General features: G+C 69.8%; 16 protein-coding genes. 4 read left to right on the top strand and 12 right to left on the bottom strand.

All coding sequences use genetic code 11. The features are described 5' to 3' along the window. The first annotated feature begins 176 nt into the window (after positions 1-176). Positions 177-926, top strand: a complete 750-nt coding sequence (locus tag AAHG03_RS16050; RefSeq protein WP_342151692.1) for a class I SAM-dependent methyltransferase — start codon at positions 177-179, stop codon at positions 924-926. Between the two features lie 3 nt (positions 927-929). Here the strand turns inward: AAHG03_RS16050 and AAHG03_RS16045 are convergent, their stop codons facing one another. The 4 genes from AAHG03_RS16045 to AAHG03_RS16030 all read right to left on the bottom strand — a co-directional run bounded on the left by AAHG03_RS16045 (position 930) and on the right by AAHG03_RS16030 (position 6,294). Further along, entirely contained in the window at positions 930-1,817 is an 888-nt protein-coding gene (locus AAHG03_RS16045) for a hypothetical protein (RefSeq protein WP_342151691.1), read from the bottom strand. Between the two features lie 49 nt (positions 1,818-1,866). Next, positions 1,867-2,346, bottom strand: a complete 480-nt coding sequence (gene lspA, locus AAHG03_RS16040; RefSeq protein ID WP_342151690.1) for a signal peptidase II — start codon at positions 2,344-2,346, stop codon at positions 1,867-1,869. 208 nt (positions 2,347-2,554) lie between these two features. Then, on the bottom strand, positions 2,555-5,530 hold the full coding sequence (gene ileS, locus AAHG03_RS16035; RefSeq protein WP_342151689.1) for an isoleucine--tRNA ligase: 2,976 nt from the start codon (positions 5,528-5,530) through the stop codon (positions 2,555-2,557). Between the two features lie 347 nt (positions 5,531-5,877). Then, positions 5,878-6,294, bottom strand: a complete 417-nt coding sequence (locus AAHG03_RS16030; RefSeq protein ID WP_342151688.1) for a L,D-transpeptidase — start codon at positions 6,292-6,294, stop codon at positions 5,878-5,880. A 219-nt stretch (positions 6,295-6,513) separates the two neighbouring features. Here AAHG03_RS16030 and AAHG03_RS16025 point away from each other — a divergent pair, with 219 nt between their 5' ends. The 3 genes from AAHG03_RS16025 to AAHG03_RS16015 all read left to right on the top strand — a co-directional run bounded on the left by AAHG03_RS16025 (position 6,514) and on the right by AAHG03_RS16015 (position 9,550). After that, entirely contained in the window at positions 6,514-7,905 is a 1,392-nt protein-coding gene (locus AAHG03_RS16025) for a dicarboxylate/amino acid:cation symporter (RefSeq protein WP_342151687.1), read from the top strand. Positions 7,906-7,924: 19 nt separating this feature from the next. Next, entirely contained in the window at positions 7,925-8,830 is a 906-nt protein-coding gene (locus tag AAHG03_RS16020; protein WP_412759759.1) for an ROK family protein, read from the top strand. Between the two features lie 417 nt (positions 8,831-9,247). Beyond that, a complete protein-coding gene (locus tag AAHG03_RS16015; RefSeq protein ID WP_342151685.1) occupies positions 9,248-9,550 on the top strand; it encodes a hypothetical protein in 303 nt (100 codons plus the stop codon). Between the two features lie 159 nt (positions 9,551-9,709). On the opposite strand, the gene AAHG03_RS16010 is transcribed toward AAHG03_RS16015, so the two are convergent. The 8 genes from AAHG03_RS16010 to rlmH all read right to left on the bottom strand — a co-directional run bounded on the left by AAHG03_RS16010 (position 9,710) and on the right by rlmH (position 19,539). Continuing rightward, a complete protein-coding gene (locus tag AAHG03_RS16010) occupies positions 9,710-11,644 on the bottom strand; it encodes a potassium transporter Kup (RefSeq protein ID WP_412759757.1) in 1,935 nt (644 codons plus the stop codon). A gap of 84 nt (positions 11,645-11,728) precedes the next feature. Beyond that, on the bottom strand, positions 11,729-12,376 hold the full coding sequence (locus tag AAHG03_RS16005; protein ID WP_342151684.1) for a DUF2939 domain-containing protein: 648 nt from the start codon (positions 12,374-12,376) through the stop codon (positions 11,729-11,731). 19 nt (positions 12,377-12,395) lie between these two features. Then, on the bottom strand, positions 12,396-12,944 hold the full coding sequence (locus AAHG03_RS16000; protein ID WP_342151683.1) for an RNA pyrophosphohydrolase: 549 nt from the start codon (positions 12,942-12,944) through the stop codon (positions 12,396-12,398). Positions 12,945-13,010: 66 nt separating this feature from the next. Then, positions 13,011-14,699: a methyl-accepting chemotaxis protein gene (locus AAHG03_RS15995; protein WP_342151682.1), complete on the bottom strand. Its 1,689-nt coding sequence runs from the start codon at positions 14,697-14,699 to the stop codon at positions 13,011-13,013. Between the two features lie 165 nt (positions 14,700-14,864). Further along, the gene (locus AAHG03_RS15990) at positions 14,865-16,085 is read right to left on the bottom strand and encodes a divergent polysaccharide deacetylase family protein (protein ID WP_342151681.1); all 1,221 of its coding nucleotides are present in this window, start codon (positions 16,083-16,085) and stop codon (positions 14,865-14,867) included. Between the two features lie 282 nt (positions 16,086-16,367). Beyond that, positions 16,368-17,690 carry a S41 family peptidase gene (locus tag AAHG03_RS15985; RefSeq protein ID WP_342151680.1) on the bottom strand — a complete coding sequence of 441 codons (1,323 nt, stop codon included), beginning with the start codon at positions 17,688-17,690 and terminating at the stop codon, positions 16,368-16,370. Then, the gene (locus AAHG03_RS15980) at positions 17,690-19,045 is read right to left on the bottom strand and encodes a murein hydrolase activator EnvC family protein (protein WP_342151679.1); all 1,356 of its coding nucleotides are present in this window, start codon (positions 19,043-19,045) and stop codon (positions 17,690-17,692) included. The genes AAHG03_RS15985 and AAHG03_RS15980 overlap by 1 nt, the downstream gene beginning before the upstream one ends. Further along, a complete protein-coding gene (rlmH, locus tag AAHG03_RS15975) occupies positions 19,042-19,539 on the bottom strand; it encodes a 23S rRNA (pseudouridine(1915)-N(3))-methyltransferase RlmH (RefSeq protein ID WP_342151678.1) in 498 nt (165 codons plus the stop codon). The genes AAHG03_RS15980 and rlmH overlap by 4 nt, the downstream gene beginning before the upstream one ends. Positions 19,540-19,617 lie beyond the last annotated feature (78 nt).

The raw sequence follows: 19,617 nt of genomic DNA, 5'->3' as shown, positions 1-19,617 counted from the left end.
GCGGGGCTGTCCCCGTTCGATCCGGCGTAGTACAGGCGCGCAACTCTCGGGGCGCACGGCCCGCGCGCTTTCCCTCGTCCCGGCCGCCCGGTCCCGAGGGCGAGGCGCCCGGGACCGGCGGGACGCCCCGACACCGTTGGGGGCCGGGGAGCCCCATTGGGAGGATGATGCTCGACATGGCCGACGCCGCCACGCTCACGGACGCGATCCCCGATCACAAGGGGGACCACTATCACGAGATCCTCCGGCGCATTCACACGATGCTGAAGCCGAAGACCTATCTCGAGATCGGCAGCCGGTCCGGAACCTCGCTCGCGCTCTCGGCCTGCCCGTCGATCGCCATTGATCCGGTGTTCAAGCTGGGCAGGAACTATCTCGGCCAAAAGCCCGCCTGCCTGCTGTTCCAGCTCCCCAGCGACACCTTCTTCGACAGCTACAGCCCCACCGCCATCTTCAGCCGCCCGATCGACTTCGCCTTCCTCGACGGGCTCCACCTCGCCGAGTTCCTGCTGCGGGACTTCATCAACACCGAGAAGCACTGCCGCCGCAATTCGATCGTGGCGTTCCACGATTGCCTGCCGCTCGACATCGAGATGACCCGGCGGCACGAGAACGGCCCCGGCGTCCGGCGCAGCCCGCGCCATCCCGAATGGTGGACCGGCGACGTGTGGAAGGTCGTCCTGCTGCTGCAGCGCCACCGGCCCGACCTGACCATCACCTGCGTCGATGCCGCGCCCACCGGCCTCGTGTTCGTGACCGGCCTCGATCCCGCCTCGACGGTGCTGGAGCGGAGCTACTTCGATCTCGTCAAGGAGATCCACGCGATCTCGGACCGCGACTTCCGCAGCTTCTTCGAATCCGTCGAGATCGTCTCGACTAAGACGATGGCGACCTTCGAGGATATGTCGAAATACTTCTATCTCTGACGCTCAGAAGCCGATCCGCGCGCCGAGCCGTAGGATGACGTTGACGAAGCCGGCCGCGACCCGGTCGTGGCCGGCGACGTACTTGACGTCCTGCATGATGTCCCGGGCCGTCGCCCAGCGCGACGAGCCGAACGAGGCCTTCACGTCCTCGATGCTCTCGATCGCCTGTTCGAGCGTCGTCACGTCGTAGACGTAGGGGTAGAGCGGGCCGAGATGGAGTTGCGCCTCCCGGTCCTTGGCGGAGACGATGACGACCGCGTCCTTGGCCGCCGCGATGTAGCCCTTGGTGAAGGGCTTGTAGCCGTCCCAGTGGCGCGCGTTGCGGATCAGGTAATGGCAATTGTGGTGCGCGAGACGGCGCATCCAGTCATCGTTCTTCGCGTCGGACGCGGAGACGACCGTGAGGAGTTCGCCCGGAATCCGCTGGACGTGCAGGCCGTTGTCGGGCGCGCCGAAGTAACCGCAGGAGAAGGTCTCGGCCTGCGCCGGCTCGGGCGTGATGCGCAGATCGACATGGTGCGGGACGAAGTGGACCTCGAGCCCGGGGGCGTCGGCCCGCAGCGTCTCGGTCTGCTCGCGCGAGCAGGAGATCACGGCGTCGGCGAGCCCGAGCCGGTCGGGGCCGATCTTGGCATCGACCGGATCGAGGGCGACGACGTTGCCCTTGGCCCGCAGCGTCTCGACCAGCCGCAGGCCGTAATCGTGGATCGCCGTCTTGTTGAGGATGACGACGGCGTTCCGGGGCTCCTGCCAGTTCGTCGTGACCGACGCCGAGACGTTGCGCCGGGCGAGCGGCAGCGCCACGAGGTCCTTGACCTGATGCGCGCGCAGGAAGGCCGAGCCCCAATGCCCGACCTTGGGACCGACCATGAAGTAGACGTTCCGGGTCATCCCACGGCGCCTCGATCGATCCGGACTGAACGCGCTGTCATCCGCTCTCCTATCGGGCGGGCCGCGCGGCGGGGCGCAGGCTGTCGAGGATCAGACCGACGACGCCGGCCACGATCGCGGCGTCCGCCACGTTGAACACGTACCACGACCACGTGCCCGCATGGAGGTGCACGAAGTCGAACACCGCGCCGTAGGCGGCCCGGTCGATGGCGTTGCCGAGCGCCCCTCCCACGATGAGGCCGAGCGCCACCGCGAGCAGCCGCGTCGCCGCCCGGCTCATCCAGACCGAGAGCCCGACGGAGGCCGCGAGCGACAGCGCCACCAGCAGCCAGCGCCCGAGCCCGCCCTCCTGCTGGAACAGGCCGTAGGAGATGCCCCGGTTCCACACCACGACGAGGTCGGCGAACGGCGCCACCCGCCACGGCCCGGTCAGCACGAGGTCGGTGCCGAAATAGAGCCCGAGCTTGGTCGCCTGATCGAGCAGGAGGGTGACGAGGGCGGCCAGCAGGCCGGCGCGGAAGGGAGTCATGGGGCGAGCCCGGCAGAACCCTCCCCCCTCCGCGGGGGAGGGTGCCCCGCGGATGCGGGGCGGGAGAGGGGAGCGACGCTTCCGATGAATTCGCGTCGAGGGCGGCCAAGCGGAACCGTGGTTCCCCTCTCCCGACCCCCTTCGGGGGCCACCCTCCCCCGCAGAGGGGGGAGGGAGAACCCGCGGTCAGCGGTGAGGCGACTGGCGCTCACGCCGCGCCCGCATGCGCCGCGTCCCACTCCCGCAGCGCCTGCGCGTCGCGGGGGGTCACGTCGGGGTAGTCGGCATCGGCGCCGACGGTCTCGGTCACCCGCCACGAGCGGGCGCATTTGCGCCCCTCCGCCCGCTGCGGCACCACGGCCACGCCCTTCACCTCGTCGAGGCGGAAAGCGTCCGCCGGCCCCTCGCCGTCGCGGACGGTGATGGCCGAGGTGATGCAGATCTCGGCGAAATCGACGCCGTCGAGCGCCCCGAGCAGGTCGGGATCGGAGACGAAGACGACCGGCGCCGCCTCCAGGCTCGCGCCGATGCGCTTGGCCGCGCGCTCGATCTCCAGCGCCCCGGTCACGACACGACGGACGCGGCGAATCTTCTGCCAGCGCGCGGCGAGCGCGTCGTCGCGCCACTCGGCGGGCGTCTCGGGCAGCGTCTGGAGATGCACCGAGCCGGCTTCCGACGGGTAGCGCTCCAGCCACGCCTCCTCCGCCGTGAAGGCCAGGACCGGCGCGAGCCAGATCGTGACGCGCCGGAACGCCTCGTCGATGACTTGAAGGGACGCCCGACGAACCGGCGAAGAAATCGGATCGCAGTAGAGCGCGTCCTTGCGGACGTCGAAGTAGAAGGCTGAGAGGTCGCCGGTCATGAAGCCGTTGAGGAGCGCCACGATCCGCTTGGTGTCGTAGGTCGCGTAGGCCTCGCGGATCTCGCCGTCGAGCTGCGCCAGCCGATGCAGGATCAGCCGCTCCAGCTCCGGCATTTTTTCGAACGGCACGTCGTCGCCCGGCACGCGGTGGGCGAGCGAACCGAGCATCCAGCGGAGCGAGTTGCGCAACTTGCGGTAGGTCTCGGCGAACGTTTTTACGATTTCTGGCCCGATCCGGAGGTCGTCCGAATAATCGGAGGCGGCGACCCAAAGTCGCAAAATATCGGCGCCCGATTCCTTGATGACGGTCTGCGGGGCGACGACGTTGCCCTTCGACTTCGACATCTTCTCCCCCTTGGGGTCGAGGACGAAGCCGTGGGTCAGCACCACGTCGTAGGGGGCGTGGCCGCGCGTACCGCAGGATTCGAGCAGCGAGGACTGGAACCAGCCGCGATGCTGGTCGGAGCCCTCCAGATACATCACCCGATCCGGGCCGCCGTCCACCGCGCGGCGGATGCCGGCGAGGCCGGGGAAGGCTTGGCTGTCGTCGAGCACGAAGGCGTGGGTCGAGCCGGAATCGAACCAGACGTCGAGGACGTCGGTCACCTTCTCGTAGGCCGCCGGATCGTGCTCGGGGGCGAGGAAGCGCGCGGTGGCGTCGTCCTTGAACCACGCATCGGCGCCCTCCGCCGCGAAGGCGGTTGCGATCCGGGCGTTCACCGCCTCGTCCCGCAGCACCTCGCCGGTCTCCCGGTGGACGAACACCGTGATCGGCACGCCCCAGGCGCGCTGGCGCGAGACCACCCAATCGGGCCGCCCCGAGACCATGCCGTTGATCCGGTTTTTTCCTTGGGGCGGGACCCACTGCGTCTGCTCGATGGCGTGCAAGGCCGTCTCGCGCAGGGTCCGATTCCCGAGGGAGTCGACCGCCCGGTCCATCGCGATGAACCATTGCGGGGTATTACGAAAAATCACCGGCTTCTTCGAGCGCCAGGAATGCGGGTATTGGTGGCGCAGCACGCCGCGCGCCACGAGCGCGCCGGCCTCGGTCAGCGCCGCGATCACCGCCTTGTTGGCGTCGCCCTTGTCGCCCTTGTCGTTGAAGACGCGCCGACCCGTGAAGCCCGGCGCCTCCTTGGTCAGCGCGCCGTCGGCATCCACCGTGTAGGGGATGCGGGTCTCGATGCCGGCTTCCGCAAGGCGGCGGCCGTTGGCCATCCAGACCTCGAAGTCCTCGCGGCCATGGCCCGGCGCCGTGTGGACGAAGCCGGTGCCGGCCTCGTCGGTCACGTGCTCGCCGTCCATCATGGGGACGGCGAAGCCGTAGCCGGGGTCGAATTTTTCTAAGGGATGCGAGAGCGTCAGGCCGGCGAGCGCCGCATTCGGCACGTCGGCGACGCGCTCGAACCCCTCGACGCGGGCGGCCTTGAACACGCCCTCGGCGAGCGCGTCGGCGAGCAGATAGCTGTCGCCGACCTTGGCCCAGTTGTCCTCGGCCGCCGCCGTGACGCGGTAGAGCCCGTAGGCCACCTTCTTGGAATAGGCGACGGCGCGGTTGCCAGGCAGCGTCCACGGGGTCGTCGTCCAGATGACGACGCGAGCGCCACTCAGCTCAGCGGGCGCGCCGTCGCGGATCGGGAACGCCACGAACACCGTGTCGCTGACATGCTCCTCGTACTCGACCTCGGCCTCGGCGAGCGCGGTCTTCTCCACCACCGACCACATCACCGGCTTCGAGCCGCGATAGAGCTGGCCGGAGGCCGCGAACTTCATCAGCTCGGCGGCGATGCGCGCCTCCGCCGGGTAGGCCATGGTCGAGTATGGGCGGTCCCAGTCGCCGGTGACGCCCAGCCGCTTGAACTCGTCGCGCTGGACGTCGAGCCAGCCGGCGGCGAAGGCCCGGCATTGCTGGCGGAATTCCAGCACCGGCACCTCGTCCTTGTTCTTGCCCTTGGCGCGGTACTGCTCCTCGATCTTCCACTCGATCGGCAGGCCGTGGCAGTCCCAGCCCGGCACGTAGTCGGCGTCGTTGCCGAGCGCGCCCTGCGAGCGGACGATCACGTCCTTGAGGATCTTGTTGAGCGCGTGCCCGATGTGGATGTTGCCGTTGGCGTAGGGCGGGCCGTCATGCAGGACGAAGCGCGGCCGGCTCTTCGCCGCCACGCGGATTTTTTCGTACAGGCCGATCTGATTCCAGCGCTCCAAGAGGAGCGGCTCGCGGGCCGGCAGGCCGGCGCGCATGGGGAACTCGGTCTTCGGCAGGAAGAGCGTCTTGGAATAGTCGCGGGCGGCCGCGGGGGCGGCATCAGACTGGTCGCTCATGGCGGGTTCGGCGTCTTCAACGGGCAAAAAGGGAACGGGGCGAAGTCAGGTCACCCGGCATCCGGCGGCCGCCAGGAGGCGGTGCCTACGCGGAAGCCGGGCCCGTAATTCGCTGCGCCGAGAGGATCAGGCCGAACATGGGAGCGCTTCTAGAGCGCGGCCTGGAAAAGGGAAAGTGGTTCTTGCTCGGCCTCAAGCGCCGGCGCCCGCGTCCGCGGGCTTAGGCTTCTCGCTCCGCTAGACGCCTCGGCAGGGCCGAGGCCGCTGCGCGGGGCGCTCTTCGCGCCCGGCCACACGGTGCTGCCGCACGATACACCCAATTGTCCTGCGCCTTTGGAGGCGTCGGCTCAGTTCCGGATCACCACCCGCGTGCCGCCGTAGGCCCGCGTGAGCTGAAACAGCTCGCGTGCGTGCGCCGGGTGCAGGCGGATGCAGCCGTGGCTGGCCCGGCGCCCGAGGGCGCCGACCGCATAGGTGCCGTGGATGGCGTAGCCGCCGCTGTAGAACATCGCGTAGGGCATCGGCGCGCCGTGATACTTGCGCGAGCGCCACATCGGCGCCATCAGCCCGACCCGGTAGCGGCCGTTCGGGGTCACGAACCCACGCCGCGCGGTCGAGACCGGCCAGTCGTAGGCGAGCACGCCCCTGACATAGACCTGCATCCGCTGGGCCGTCTGATCGACCTGCGCGACGACGGAGGCCGAAGCGGGCCGCGCGAGCAGCAGGGCGAAGAGGGCGGCGGCGAGGGCGCGGGCGATGGACACGGGGGCTCGAACCTCCGCGGCCGCATGACTCGACCGCTTCCCCTTGATCGCGCTCGCGTTTCGGTTGCGAAAGGGCCGGATTCGAGTTCTCGACAGCGGAGTCCGGTTACAAAGCCGCGGCCGACTACCGAGTCGCGATTGAGGGCCGGGATTAAACGGACTAGCGTCGCGCCCAAGCCGCCCGGCCGAGGCCGCGCGAGACGGTATCGGTGAGGAACCATGGCCCATTCCGCCCACGCCGCGCCCCACGGCGCCAGCGCGCCCGCCGCGCATACGCCGTGGTACAAGGTGCTCTACATCCAAGTCTTGATCGCCATCGCGCTCGGCATCTTCGTCGGCTGGATCGCGCCGGACTGGGGCAAGTCGTTCAAGTGGATGGGCGACGCCTTCATCGCGCTGATCAAGATGATGATCGCGCCGATCATCTTCTGCACCATCGTCCACGGCATCGCCTCGATCGGCGACCTGAAAAAGGTCGGCCGCGTCGGCCTGAAAGCCTTGATCTACTTCGAGGTGGTGTCCTCGGTGGCGCTGCTGGTTGGCATCCTCGTCGGCGAGATCATCCAGCCCGGCGCGGGCTTCGGCGCCGACGTGACCAAGCTCGACGCCAAGGCGGTCGAGGGCTACGCCAGCAAGGCGGCGGCCGATTCGACCGTCGCCCACCTGATGGCGGTCATTCCGAAGAGCTTCTTCGACGCCTTCGCCACCGGCGACCTGCTGCAGGTGCTGCTGATCTCGATCCTGACCGGCGTCGTGCTGACCGGCATGGGCAAGAAGGGCGAGAGCATCACCAACGGCATCGACGCGGCGGGGCAAGTGTTCTTCCGCATCATCGGCCTCATCGTGAAGCTCGCGCCCGTCGGCGCCTTCGGCGCGATGGCGTTCACGGTCGGCCAGTACGGCATCGGCAAGGTCGTGGACCTCGCGTGGCTCGTCGGTACCTTCTACACCACCTCCCTGCTGTTCGTGTTCGTGGTGCTCGGCGGCATCGCGGCGTTCGCCGGCTTCTCGATCCTCAAGTTCCTCGCCTACATCAAGGACGAGTTGCTGATCGTGCTCGGCACCTCGTCGTCCGAGACGGTGCTGCCGCACATGATGACCAAGATGAAGCGCCTCGGCGCCTCGGATTCGGTCGTCGGCCTCGTGATCCCGACCGGCTACTCGTTCAACCTCGACGGCACCAACATCTACATGACGCTCACCACGCTGTTCCTGGCGCAGGCGGTGGGCGCGGACCTGTCGATCGGCCAGTACGCGACGATCTTCCTCGTCGCCATGCTGACCTCCAAAGGCGCCTCGGGCGTCACGGGTGCGGGCTTCATCACGCTGGCCGCGACGCTCGCCGCCATCCCCGGCAATCCCGTCCCGGTCGCCGCGATGACGCTGGTGCTCGGCGTCGACAAGTTCATGTCGGAGTGCCGCGCGCTGACCAACCTCATCGGCAACGGTGTGGCCACCGTCGTCGTCTCCCGCTGGGAGGGCGAGCTGGACAAGGAAAAGCTCGCCCAGGTGATGGCGCACCCGGTCTCGATCGGCACCGAGATCTCCGACGAGGACCCGGTCGCCCCCGGCAACGAGGCGGACGCCCCGAAGGCCGTGGCGGCGCAGTAAGGGCTTGAAAGAGCCAAAAATCCGCATTGGGATCGATCTCGGCGGCACCAAGATCGCCGGGATCGCACTGGCCCCGGACGGGACGACGCGGGCGGAGGCGCGCGTGCCGACCCCGCGGGGCGATTACGCGGGCACGCTGGACGCCATCGCGACCCTCGTCGCCGGGCTTGAGGCCGAGGCCGGCGTAGGAGATGCCAGCGTCGGCATCGGCATGCCCGGCGCGGTGTCGCGCCATAACGGACTGATCAAGAACGCCAACTCGGTCTGGCTCAACGGGAAGCCGTTCGCGGGGGACATCGCCGCCCGGCTCGGTCGTCCGGTGCGGATCGAGAACGACGCCAACTGCCTCGCGGTGTCCGAGGCCGTCGATGGCGCGGGCGCGGGCCAGACGATCGTCTGGGCGGTGATCCTCGGCACCGGAGTCGGCTCCGGCATCGCGCTGCGCGGGCAGGCGCTTACCGGCCGCAATGCGATCGCGGGCGAGTGGGGCCACAACCCCCTCCCCTGGCCCCGCGACGACGAGCGCCCCGGCCCCGCCTGCTATTGCGGTCGCCACGGCTGCATCGAGACCTGGCTCTCCGGCCCGGGGCTGGCCGCCGACCATTCTTTGCGCACCGGCAAGACGCGAACCGGCGAGCAGATCGTCGCCGCGGCTTTGGCCAGCGAACCCGCTGCCGCCGCCACGATGGCGCGTTATCTCGACCGCCTCGCCCGCGGCCTCGCCCACGTAGTCAACGTGATTGATCCCGACGTGATCGTGCTGGGCGGCGGGCTCTCGCGCATCGCGAGCGTCGTGGCGGCGCTGCCGGAAAAAATCGCGCCGCACGTCTTCTCCGACGCCTTCGACACGCCGGTCCGGGCGAGCCTGCACGGCGACGCCTCGGGCGTGCGCGGCGCGGCGTGGCTGTGGGGACCGGAGCCGTAGGCGACACACCGCACCGACGGCTCACGCGGCTCAATCGCCGCGCTGTCGTTCGCACCGACGCCTCGGATAAACCCGCACCGTCATTGCGAGGCGAAGCCGAAGCAATCCAGCGCTCCGCATTGTCCGGATGAGGCACACCGGTCACCGGTTCGTCGGCGCGCTCTCGCCTTCTCCGAACACGTCGCACCCTGGATTGCTTCGGCTTCGCCTCGCAATGAAGGCGTGAGGTGGATCGCGTCGCGATCGGGAAGCATCGCCTCAGAGCAAATTAAGAAATCCGCATCGAAACCTCGCTTCCGCCTGCGTCGAATCGGGCTATATCCCGGTGCTTCAATAATAAAACTCGATCTGCTCTTAGGCATAACTGTTGCCTCGCGGCAGAAAAATTAGAAAACACTCTCGGGAGAAAATCGCACGATGCATCGCCTGATCGTCCCCACCCTCGCCGCGATCCTGCTGCTGCCGGGCGCCGCCCAAGCCCTGTCGATGACCGACACGCTCCAGGCGTGGCGGGAAAGCTCGGCGATGGACCGGCTCCAGCTCGCGACGCGCTTCGGCAAGTCGTTCGTCTCGGTCAACGAGAGCTTCACCGTGGGCTACTTCGTGAAGTGCATCGACGAGGTGGCGGGCTACTCGAACGCCCAAAAGGCGCGGATCGAGGACGCGATGCGCGAATGCGTGGCGTCGCAGTTGCGGATGAAGGCCCAGCCGGACGATTGAGGGGGAGGAAGTTTGACGACGTGGCTCGCGCGCACCGCGCGTCATTCCGGGGCGCGAAGCGAACCCGGAATCTACCCGTGATGCGCGGCTGTACGAAGCGTCGCGGCCAATCGTGGATTCCGGGTTCCGCTTCGCGGCCCCGGAATGACGGCTGCAAGTTCAAATCTCGATCTCGGTTCCGATCTCGATCACCTGATGGGCCGGCACGCAGAAATGCGCGCCGGTGCGCTCGGCGCTGTTCTGCATCACCGCGAACAGCGCCTCGCGCCAGTCGGACATGCCGCGCCGGTCCGAGACCGGGATGATGGTCTCGTGGCCCACGAAAACGGTGAGGTCGTGGGTGAAGTCCTCCGGCAGTTGGCCGGAGGCGACGGCGCAGCGCAGCCCTTCCGGGATCGAGGCCGATTGCATGAAGCCGTAGCGCAGGATCACCCGACGGATGTCGGGGGTGATCGCGCTCACCTCCGCCCGCTCGCCGGGCGGCACCGTCGGGGTCTCCTCGAACAGGGCGGTGACGATGAGGACGCGGGCGTGGAGCGCGCCGAGGCGATCGACCACGCGCACCATCGGCAGCGGGATGCCGTGGGTGGCCGAGGACAGGAAGGCGGCGCAGCCCGGCAGCGTGATCGGCGGGTCGGTGCGCAGGCGTTCGATGAAGGCGGGCTCGGACGGGCGCTGGTTGATCCGCGCGTCCTCCATGCAGGCGGTGCCCTTGCGCCACGTCAGCATCAGGAACGCGACCGCGCCCGCGAGCACGAGGGGAAACCAGCCGCCCTCGACGATCTTCACGCTGTTGGCCGAGAGGAAGATCAGGTCGATCAGGAGGAAGAACCCGTTGACCGCGAGCACGGCGGCCAGCGCGTAGCCCCACTTGCGGGCCACCAAGCCGGCGAGCAGCGTGGTGATCGCCATGAGCAGCGACACGGCGATGCCGTAGGCGCCGGCCAACGCGTCGGAGGAGCGGAAGACCACCACAGCGGTGAGCGTGGCGGCGGCGAGCAGCCAGTTGACGGTGGGCACGTAGATCTGGCCGCGCTCGTCGGGGGCGGTGTGGACCACCCGCATCGGCGGCAGGAAGCCGAGCTGCACCGATTGCTGGGTCAGCGAGAACACGCCGGAGATGATCGCCTGCGAGGCGATGACGGTGGCGAGCGTCGCGAGCCCGATCAGCGGGTAATGCGCCCAGTCCGGCGCGAGGCGGTAGAACGGGTTCTCGACCGCCGAGGGGTCGGCGAGCAGGATCGCGCCCTGGCCGAAATAGTGGATCATGAGCGCAGGCAGCACGAGGCCGAACCACGCCGCCCGGATCGCCTTGGCACCGAAATGGCCGAGATCGGCATACATCGCCTCGCCGCCGGTGACCGCGAGGAAGGCCGCGCCGAGCATGGCAAAGCCGGTGCCGAGCCCGGCATGGCCGACGAACTCCACCGCGGCGAGCGGGTTGATCGCCCGCAGGATCTGCGGCGCCTGAACGATGCCGCCGATGCCGAGCGCCGCCAGCACCACGAACCACACCAGCATCACCGGCCCGAAGATGCGGCCGATGAAGGCCGCCCCCCGGCTCTGCACCAAAAAGATGCCGACGAGGATGACGAGCGTGATCGGCACGACGAAGCGGTCGAGGGCGGGGGCATCGACCTTCAGCCCCTCGACCGCCGAGAGCACCGAGATCGCGGGCGTGATCGCCCCGTCGCCGTAGAGCAGCGCCGCGCCGACGAGGCCGACGACGAGGAGCAGGGCTTGCCGCGAGCCGGGCTTGGCGTGGCGGGCGCCGAGCAGCGCCAGCATCGCGACGATGCCGCCCTCGCCCCGGTTGTCGGCGCGCAGGATCAGCACGGCGTACTTCACCGAGACGATCAGGATCAGCGACCACAGGATCAGCGAGACGGCCCCCGTCACCGCCACCGCCGAGGGCGGCTGACCGTGGCTTGCCGCCCGCACCGCCTCCTTGAAGGCGTAGAGCGGGCTCGTGCCGATATCGCCGTAGACGACGCCGAGCGTCGCCAGCAGCAGCCCGGCCCCGAGCCGTCGCTCCGGCCCGTGCTCCGCCTCGTCGGCACTGTCTGGGGAGGTGGAGGCCGAAGCTGCACTCAAGGCTGCGCTCCGCGAAGCGTGACCGCGCTCAACGCGGCCAGACGAACCTAAGTTGCGTCGATTCTTCGTCCAGTGACATCCCCGTCAGCGCCCCCGCGGCGGGGCGGGATCGGGTCCCGTCTTCTCTCCCGACTTCTCCCGCAGGCGCGCGACCCCGGCGGCGATCTTCTCGGCGATGCGCCCGCGCAGATCCTCGGACAGCTCGATCTCGACGATGCGCCAGCCCCAATCGTGCAGGCGCAGCCGCAGGCGGAACTGCTCGGCGCGCGGGCGGTCCGGCGGCACCGGGATGACGACCGAGCGGAAGCCGCGCATGTCGGAGGCGAGGTAGTAGCGCAAGGCCCGCGATAGGTCGGGGATGCGCAGGCCGTCCCGGCGCTCGTGGCGCTGCGTGGCATCGGGCAGGTCGAGCGCCTGCGGCCAGCCGTCGTCGAGGAGATCGACCACGGTCTTGGGCGTCACCAGCGCCTCGGCCACGGGCAGCGCCAGCGCGGCGGCGGCATCCGTCAGGCGCTGCCGCTCGCGCGGCTCGGCCGCCGCCTCGGCCCGGATCGTGGCCGAGACTTGGCGGGCGAGCGACAGGCGCAGGGTGCGGAAGTTGACTCGGCTCTCGACCGCGGCCACGTCGCCCGCCTGCACGGCGCGCGCGAGTTCGTAGAGCGACCAGAACGGCGTCAGCGTGTAGGCGAGCCAAGCCAGCGCCGCCAGGAGGGGAATCGACCACCAGCGCATCGTCAGGACCGGACGAGGCTCACGCTTCCGCTCGGGCGGCGTGCCAGCCGGTCAGGCCGGAAAAGGCCGCGACGACGCCCTCGTAGACCGGCCGCTTGAACGGGATGATCAGGCCCGGCAGCGCCTCCAGCCGCTCCCAGCGCCACGCGTCGAACTCGGCCTTGTGGGCCCCGCCGCCCGGCGCCTCGACATCGATCACATCCTCGCGACCGGTCAGGCCGAAAGCGAACCACTTCTGGCGCTGGCCGCGGTAGCGGCCCTTCCAGGCCTGCTTCATCACGTCGGGCGGCAGATCGTAGGCGAGCCAGTCGCGCGTCTCGCCGAGCAGAGTCACGGCGTCGGCCGGGACGTTGGTCTCCTCGTGCAGTTCGCGGAGCGCCGCCGCCAGCGGCTCCTCGCCCTCGTCGATCCCGCCCTGCGGCATCTGCCACGCATGGCCGTCCGCGATATGCTCCGGCCCCGCGTCGCTCTTGCGCCGGCCGACGAAGACGAGGCCCGCAGGATTGAACAGGGCCACGCCGACGCAGGGGCGGTAGGGCAGCGCGAGGTCGTCGTGGGGGCTGGTCATGGCGGCGCGACCATAGGACGGCGCGCGCCTGAGCGGCAACGCCGTCCTGCAAGGATGGCGCGAACGTCAGGCCGCCCGCACGCTCGCCAGGAAGCGGGCGACCTCGCCAGACAGATGCTCGGATTGGCGCGACAGCTCGGTCGAGGCGGCGAGCACCTGATCGGCGGCGGCGCCGGCTTCCTCGGCGGCGCTCGCCACGCCCGCGATGTTGCCGGTGACCTCGCCCGCGCCGGACGCGGCTTGAGCGACGTTGCGGACGATTTCCTGCGTTGCCGCGCCCTGCTGCTCCACCGCCGCCGCGATGGAGGCGGCCACATCGCTGATCTCCTCGATGCGGCCGGTGATGCCGGCGATCGCGGCAGCAGCCGCCCCCGTGGTGCCCTGGATGCGGCCGATCTGGCCGGCGATTTCTTCCGTGGCCCGCGCGGTCTGGTTGGCGAGTTCCTTCACTTCCGCCGCGACGACGGCGAAGCCGCGCCCGGCCTCGCCGGCGCGGGCCGCCTCGATCGTGGCGTTGAGCGCCAGGAGATTGGTCTGGCCGGCGATGGTGGTGATCAGAGTGACGACGTCGCCGATCTTGGCGACCGCGTCGCTCAACTCGCGCACATGGCCCTCGGTTCGGGCCGCCTCGCCGACGGCACCTTTCGCCAGCATCGACGAGCCGCCGACCTGGCGGCCGATTTCCTGCACTGAAGCACCGAGTTCCTCGGCCGCCGCGGCGACGGTGTTGACGTTGGTCGCGGCCTGTTCGGCGGCGGCCGCCACGCTGACCGACTGGCTCGCAGTCTGGGTCGCGGCGCCGGCCATGCCCTGGGCGGTGGCCTGCAACTCGGTCGCGGCGGAGGAGACGAGGGCGACGATGCCGCCCACCGCCCGCTCGAACCGGTCGGCCATCTCGCGGGTCGCGGCCTTGCGCTGGGCCTCGGCCCCGGCGCGGGCGGCCTGCGTCTCCTCCTCCAGCCGGCGCATGCGGATCAGGCTGTCCTTGAACACCTGCACCCCGTCGGCGATCGTGCCGATCTCGGTGCGGGCGCCGCGATGGGGAACCTCGACCGTGTGGTCGCCCGCCGCCAGCGCCTGCATCGGCGTCACGACAGAGGCGATGCCGCGGGTGACGCCGCGTACGATCAGGAAGGCCAGCACGCCCGACAGCAGGAAGCCGAGCCCCACCGCGGCGAGCGCCGCGTTGCGGGCCCAGCGGAAGGTCGCCTCGCTCTCTTCCATGGCGCGGGTGGCGCCCTCGTTGTTGAAGGCGATCAGCTTCTCGAGCGCGTTCGACATCGCCCGGCGGGGCGCGATGCCCTTCGATTCGTAATAGCCGAAGGCCTCCGCCTTCTGCCCCTTGCGGGACAGCTCGAACACCTTGGTGCGCTCGGCCTCGAACGTCGCGAGGCTGCTGCGGTAGGCGTCGTAGAGCGCCCGCTCCTCGGGCGAGGCGATCAGGGTCTCGTAGAGAGCTTGGCGCTCCGCGACCTTGCCGCCGAAGCGCTCGAAATCCTTCTCGATCGAGGCCAGCAGTTGCGGATCGGTCGCCTGGGTATGGCGCAGCATCACGCTGTTCATGCGCGCCGCCAGGGTGTCGATCTCGCCCAAAGCCCGCACGCTCGGCAGCCAATTGCGCTCCATCACCAGCGCCTGATCGCGCAAGCTCCCCATGCTGAACAGGCCCAGCACGCCGAGCCCGAGCAGGAAGCCGGTCAACAGGGCGAAGGAAGCGATCAGCTTGTTGCGGATCGAGAGGTTCGGAAACGACACGGCCGGCTCCAGCGAGGATGTCCGCCGCGGATTCGCGATCCGGCGGCGCTCCTCGTTCTGGCGAGCGATTGGTTACGACATTCCGAACTATTGTACCGAAACCCTCACTGCTGCGAGAGATTGTTTGGCGTGACACGTCATATGTTGCAAACCGGCGCCCGACTTTCAGGGCGCGGCGCTCGACAGCTTGCCGAGGGACGGCCCTTGGCGCAGGGCGACGCTCACCGGCACCAGCCGAATGCCGCGGGCCTCCAGATCGCGGGTCCAGCGCGACAGCCGGTCGATCGTCAGCTGGGCGGCGCTGGCGGAGGCCAAGACGAAACCCTTCTGGCGGGCGAGCGCTTCGAGGCGGGTCAGCTCCGCGTCGATGGCGTCGGGCCGCGCGGTCGCGTCGATCACGACATCGGCGCGGGCGGCCGGGAGCTTCGCCTTGCCCGCCGCGGCGGCGACGAGGGGGCGCTGCACCGTGCCGTCGTCGATGAAGCCGAGGCCGCGGCCGGCGATCTCCTTCAGCACCGGATCGAGCGCGCCGGCTTCCCCTGAGAACTTCGCGCCCATCAGGTTGACCACGCCGACGATGCCGGGGAAGCGGCTCAGCGCCCAGCTCGTCCGGTCGAGGTTTTCCGCCGGGCGCGAGCCGGTCAGCAGCGTCTGGGGGCCCGGATCGCTGTCGGGATAATCGAACGGCTCCATGGGGAGCTGAACGAGGATCTCGTGCCCGGCCTCGCGGGCGCGCGCCGCGGTCTTCTCGAGATCGCTGCCGTAGGGCGAGAGCGCGAGGCTCACCGCCGCCGGAAGCCGGGCGATGGCGCCGAGCGTCGCCGCCTGCCCGATGCCGAGGCCCGAGACGAGGATCGCGATGCGCGGGCCCTGGCCCGGCTCCTCGGGGCGGGCGTAGACGTCGAGCGGGCGCAGCTTGCCCTCGCCGAGCTTCGGCAGCGGGCCGTTGCGCCCGCGCTCGGTCAGGCGCGGATCGGGGGCGGGGTTGAGGCGGATCTGGCTCGCGTTCGGCACGCGGATGATGACCGGTGCGTCGGGCGCCGTGGCGCCGGCCGGACGAAACACGCTGACGCCGGAGGCCTGCTCGATTTCCTGCGCGGATTGCGACGGGCCCGCCGGTTTTTCCGCAGTCACCTCGGCGACACGCGCGGCGGCAGGCGCCGCGGGCTCGCGCCGCTCGATGACGGCGCCGGCACGGGGCTCGCCGCCGCGCGGGTCGCCGGTCAGCGCCACGCCGCCCGCGAGCAGGGCGAGGGCGAGACCGGCCCCGCCGACCGCATGCGCCGCGCCCGGACGCGGCAGCCGGCCGAGAAGGCCGGCCTTCGCGCCGGCCTTGGCCCCGACCCCGAGGGGCTTCGTCAGGATATCGTCGGCCGACTCGCTCACCCGCCGTCCCGCCTTTGGCGCTTTTTTTCCAACGCAACCGGCGCGGACACAAGCGAAACGCAAACGGCCCGCAGCGCCGGTCTTCACCGACATTGCGGGCCGTCATGGTTAATCTTTCGCTAATTCAGGCCAATCGCCGGCGGCGATTGGCCTCATTTCCTTGTTTGGCCTCAGTCGCCGGCGCCCGCATCCGCGGGCTCAGGCTATCGCTTCGCTAGACGCCTCGGCAGAGCCGAAGCCGCTGCGCGGGGCGCTCTTCGCGCCCGGCATTCGGAAAAAGAATCAGTTCTGGGTGGCGGGCTTGGTCACGTTGGCCGCACCCTTCTGGATGCCGTGCAGGAAGTCGACGGCGGCGATGAGCTGCTTGTCCTTGGCCGGGTCCGGCGGGATGTAGGCCGAGGAACCGCCGCGCTCCTCGACGTCCTTCTGCTTGAGGTGGCCCTTCAGGCCGGCCTCGCCCTTCGTCTCGTCCTTGCCCTTGAGGTCGTCGGGCACCTCCTGCAGCACCTCCTGATCCGGCTCGATGCCCTTCGCCTGGATCGAGCGGCCGGACGGCGTGTAGTAGCGGGCGGTGGTCAGCCGCAGGGCGCCCTGGCCGCCGAGCGGGATGATCGACTGCACCGAGCCCTTGCCGAAGGAGCGCGTGCCCATGATGGTCGCGCGCTTGTGATCCTGCAGGGCGCCGGCCACGATCTCGGAGGCCGAGGCCGCGCCGCCGTTCACCAGCACCACGATCGGCTTGCCCTTGGCGAGGTCGCCGGCCTTGGCCGAGAAGCGCTGGGTCTCGTCGGGGTTGCGGCCGCGGGTCGAGACGATCTCGCCGCGGTCGAGGAAGGCGTCGGAGACCATCACGGCCTGATCGAGCAGGCCGCCGGGGTTGTTGCGCAGATCGACGACGTAGCCCTTCAGCTTGTCGTTGCCGATCTCGGTCTGAAGCTTGTCGATCGCGGTCTTGAGGCCGTCGAAGGTCTGCTCGTTGAACTGGGTCAGGCGCACGTAGCCGATGTCGCCGCCCTCGACCTTCGAGCGCACGGGCCGGATCTTGATGATGTCGCGGTTGAGCGTGACGTCGATCGGGTCCTTGGCTTCCTTGCGGGTGATCTTGAGGCGCACCGGCGAGTTCACCGGCCCGCGCATCTTGTCGACCGCCTGATTCAGGGTCAGTCCCTGGACCTGATCGTCGTCGATCTGGGTGATGATGTCGTTGGCCAAGAGGCCCGCCTTGGAGGCTGGGGTGTCGTCGATCGGCGAAACGACCTTGATCAGGCCGTCCTCCATCGTGACCTCGATGCCGAGTCCGCCGAACTCACCCTTGGTGGTGGTCTGCATGTCACGGAACGCCTTGGCGTCCATGTAGCTCGAATGCGGGTCGAGCGAGGTCAGCATGCCGTTGACCGCCGACTCGATGAGCTTCGATTCCTCGGGCTTCTCGACGTAGTCGGTCCGCACCTTCTCGAACACGTCGCCGAACAGGCTGAGCTGCCGGTAGGTCTCGGCGGAGGCCGCGACCGCACTCGTGCCGGACAGCAATTGCGTCTGGGTCGACACGGCCGATGCACCGATGCCGAGGGCGGCGCCGAGCAACACGAGGGACACTTTGCGCATTATCCGCGAACCTTCTCGCTGGAACTTCTCGCCCACCACGGCTCCGGATCGATGGAGCCGCCGTCTTTCCTGAACTCGACGTACAGGACGGGATCGTTCCGATCATCGTCCCTCTGTGACGCAGCCGACGACGCACTCGCCTGCGACACGCCGGCCGGGCCGCCGCCCTCGCCCATGGTAGCCACCGGCTCGCCGGCCAGCACGAACTGACCGACTTCGACGTTGATCTGGTCCATGCCCGCCAACAAGAGATAGTAGCCGTCGCCCGCGTTGATGATCAAGAGACGGCCGTAGGAGCGGAACGGCCCGGCGAACGACACCCAGCCGTCGGCGGGCGCCGAGACCACCGCCTTCGCCCGCGTCCGTAGGGAGATGCCGCGGGTGGTGCCGTTCTGCCCGTCGGGCTGGCCGAAGCCGCGCACCAGCGTGCCGCTGACCGGCCTGGGCAGATCGCCGCGGGCATCGGCGAATTTCACCTTGGGGGCGAGCTTGGCGGGGTCGCGGGCGCCGGCGGCGGCGAATTTTTCCTGCGTCTTGCGCTGCTCGCGTTCTTCCGCGGCCTTGGCCTCGTCCGCCGCGCGGCGGGCGGTGGACAGCTCGCCCTCCATCCGGTCCACGAGATCCTTCAGGGTTTTTGCTTGTGTGCCGAGTTCGGTGCTCTTCCGGCGCTCCTGCGTCAGGTCGGATTCGATCTGGACCTGACGGGTGCGGCGGGCGGCCACCAGCGCGTCGAGGCGCTGGCGCTCGGCGGCCCAGCCGGCGAGATCCTTTCGCAGGGTCTCGCGGTCGGACGCGATGAGGCCGCGCACCCGCACCAGTTCGGCGAGGTCGCCCGCCAGCGTCTCGGCCTCGCCGCGCAGTTCGGGCACCACGGCGCCGAGCAGCATGGAGGTGCGGATTGCGGCCAGCACGTCCTCGGGCCGCACCAGCACCGCGGGCGGCGGGCGCCGACCCATGCGCTGGAGCGCGGCCAGGATTTCGGCAATGACGGCGCGGCGCGAATCGAGCGACTTGCGGATCGCCGCATCGCTCTCGGTGAGCGAGCGCAGGCGCTCCTCCAGGCGGCTCAGCCGGTCCTCGGTGGCCTGGGCCTGCCGCCCGGCATCGAGCAAGGCCGCGCTGAGCTTCGCCCGATCCGTGCCGATCGCCGCGATCTCGGCCTCCAGTGCGGCGCGGTTGCCGGCGCTGGCGGCCAGCGCCTCCTCGATCTGCTTGAGGTTCTGGGCGCGGCGGTCGCGCTCCTCCTGCGCCTGACGCATCGCGTCGGCGTTCCCTTGGCCGATCTCTTGCGCCTGCACCGGACCCGCAGCCAGGCAGGCCAGCAGCAGCGCCGCCGGGGTGGACAGAGACCTCATGCGTCGGGATCGCCGCGGTGGTAGGGGTGGCCCGCCAGGATGGTGAGGGCCCGGTAGGCCTGCTCCAGAACGAGCACGCGCACCAGCCCGTGGGGCAGTGTCGCCGCTCCGAAGGCGAGAATATGGTCGGCCCGCGCCCGCACGCGCTCGTGAAGCCCGTCCGCCCCGCCGATCACGAAGGCCAGCGCCGGCCGCCCCCCGTCGCGCCACTCGCCGACCCGGGCGGCGATGCGCTCGCTCGGCCAGTCGGAGCGCCCGCGCTCGTCGCAGGCGATCAGCGCGGCGTCTGTCGGCACCAGGGAAAGAATCGCCTCGGCCTCCTCCGCCACCCGGTCGGCGGCGCGCCGGGCGCGGGATTCCGGGAGTTCGACGAGATCGCACCCCGTGACGCCGAGGCTTCGCCCGAGCGCGACGGCGCGCTCGCGGTAGCGGGCGACGAGATCCCGCTCCGGCCCGTTCTTCAGGCGTCCGACGGCGACGACGAGGAGGCGCAATGTTTTGAGGCTGTGAGAGGGCGGGTCGTGCGCCGATAGCACGAACGGGGGCACTGTCGGCGGGGAAAGATGCGGTTC

This window comes from Methylorubrum subtropicum (genome assembly GCF_038442325.1).
Taxonomy (GTDB): Bacteria; Pseudomonadota; Alphaproteobacteria; order Rhizobiales; family Beijerinckiaceae; genus Methylobacterium; species Methylobacterium subtropicum.
The sequence above is the reverse complement of the archived record's forward strand: the minus strand, read 5'-3'. Positions and strand labels throughout refer to the sequence as shown.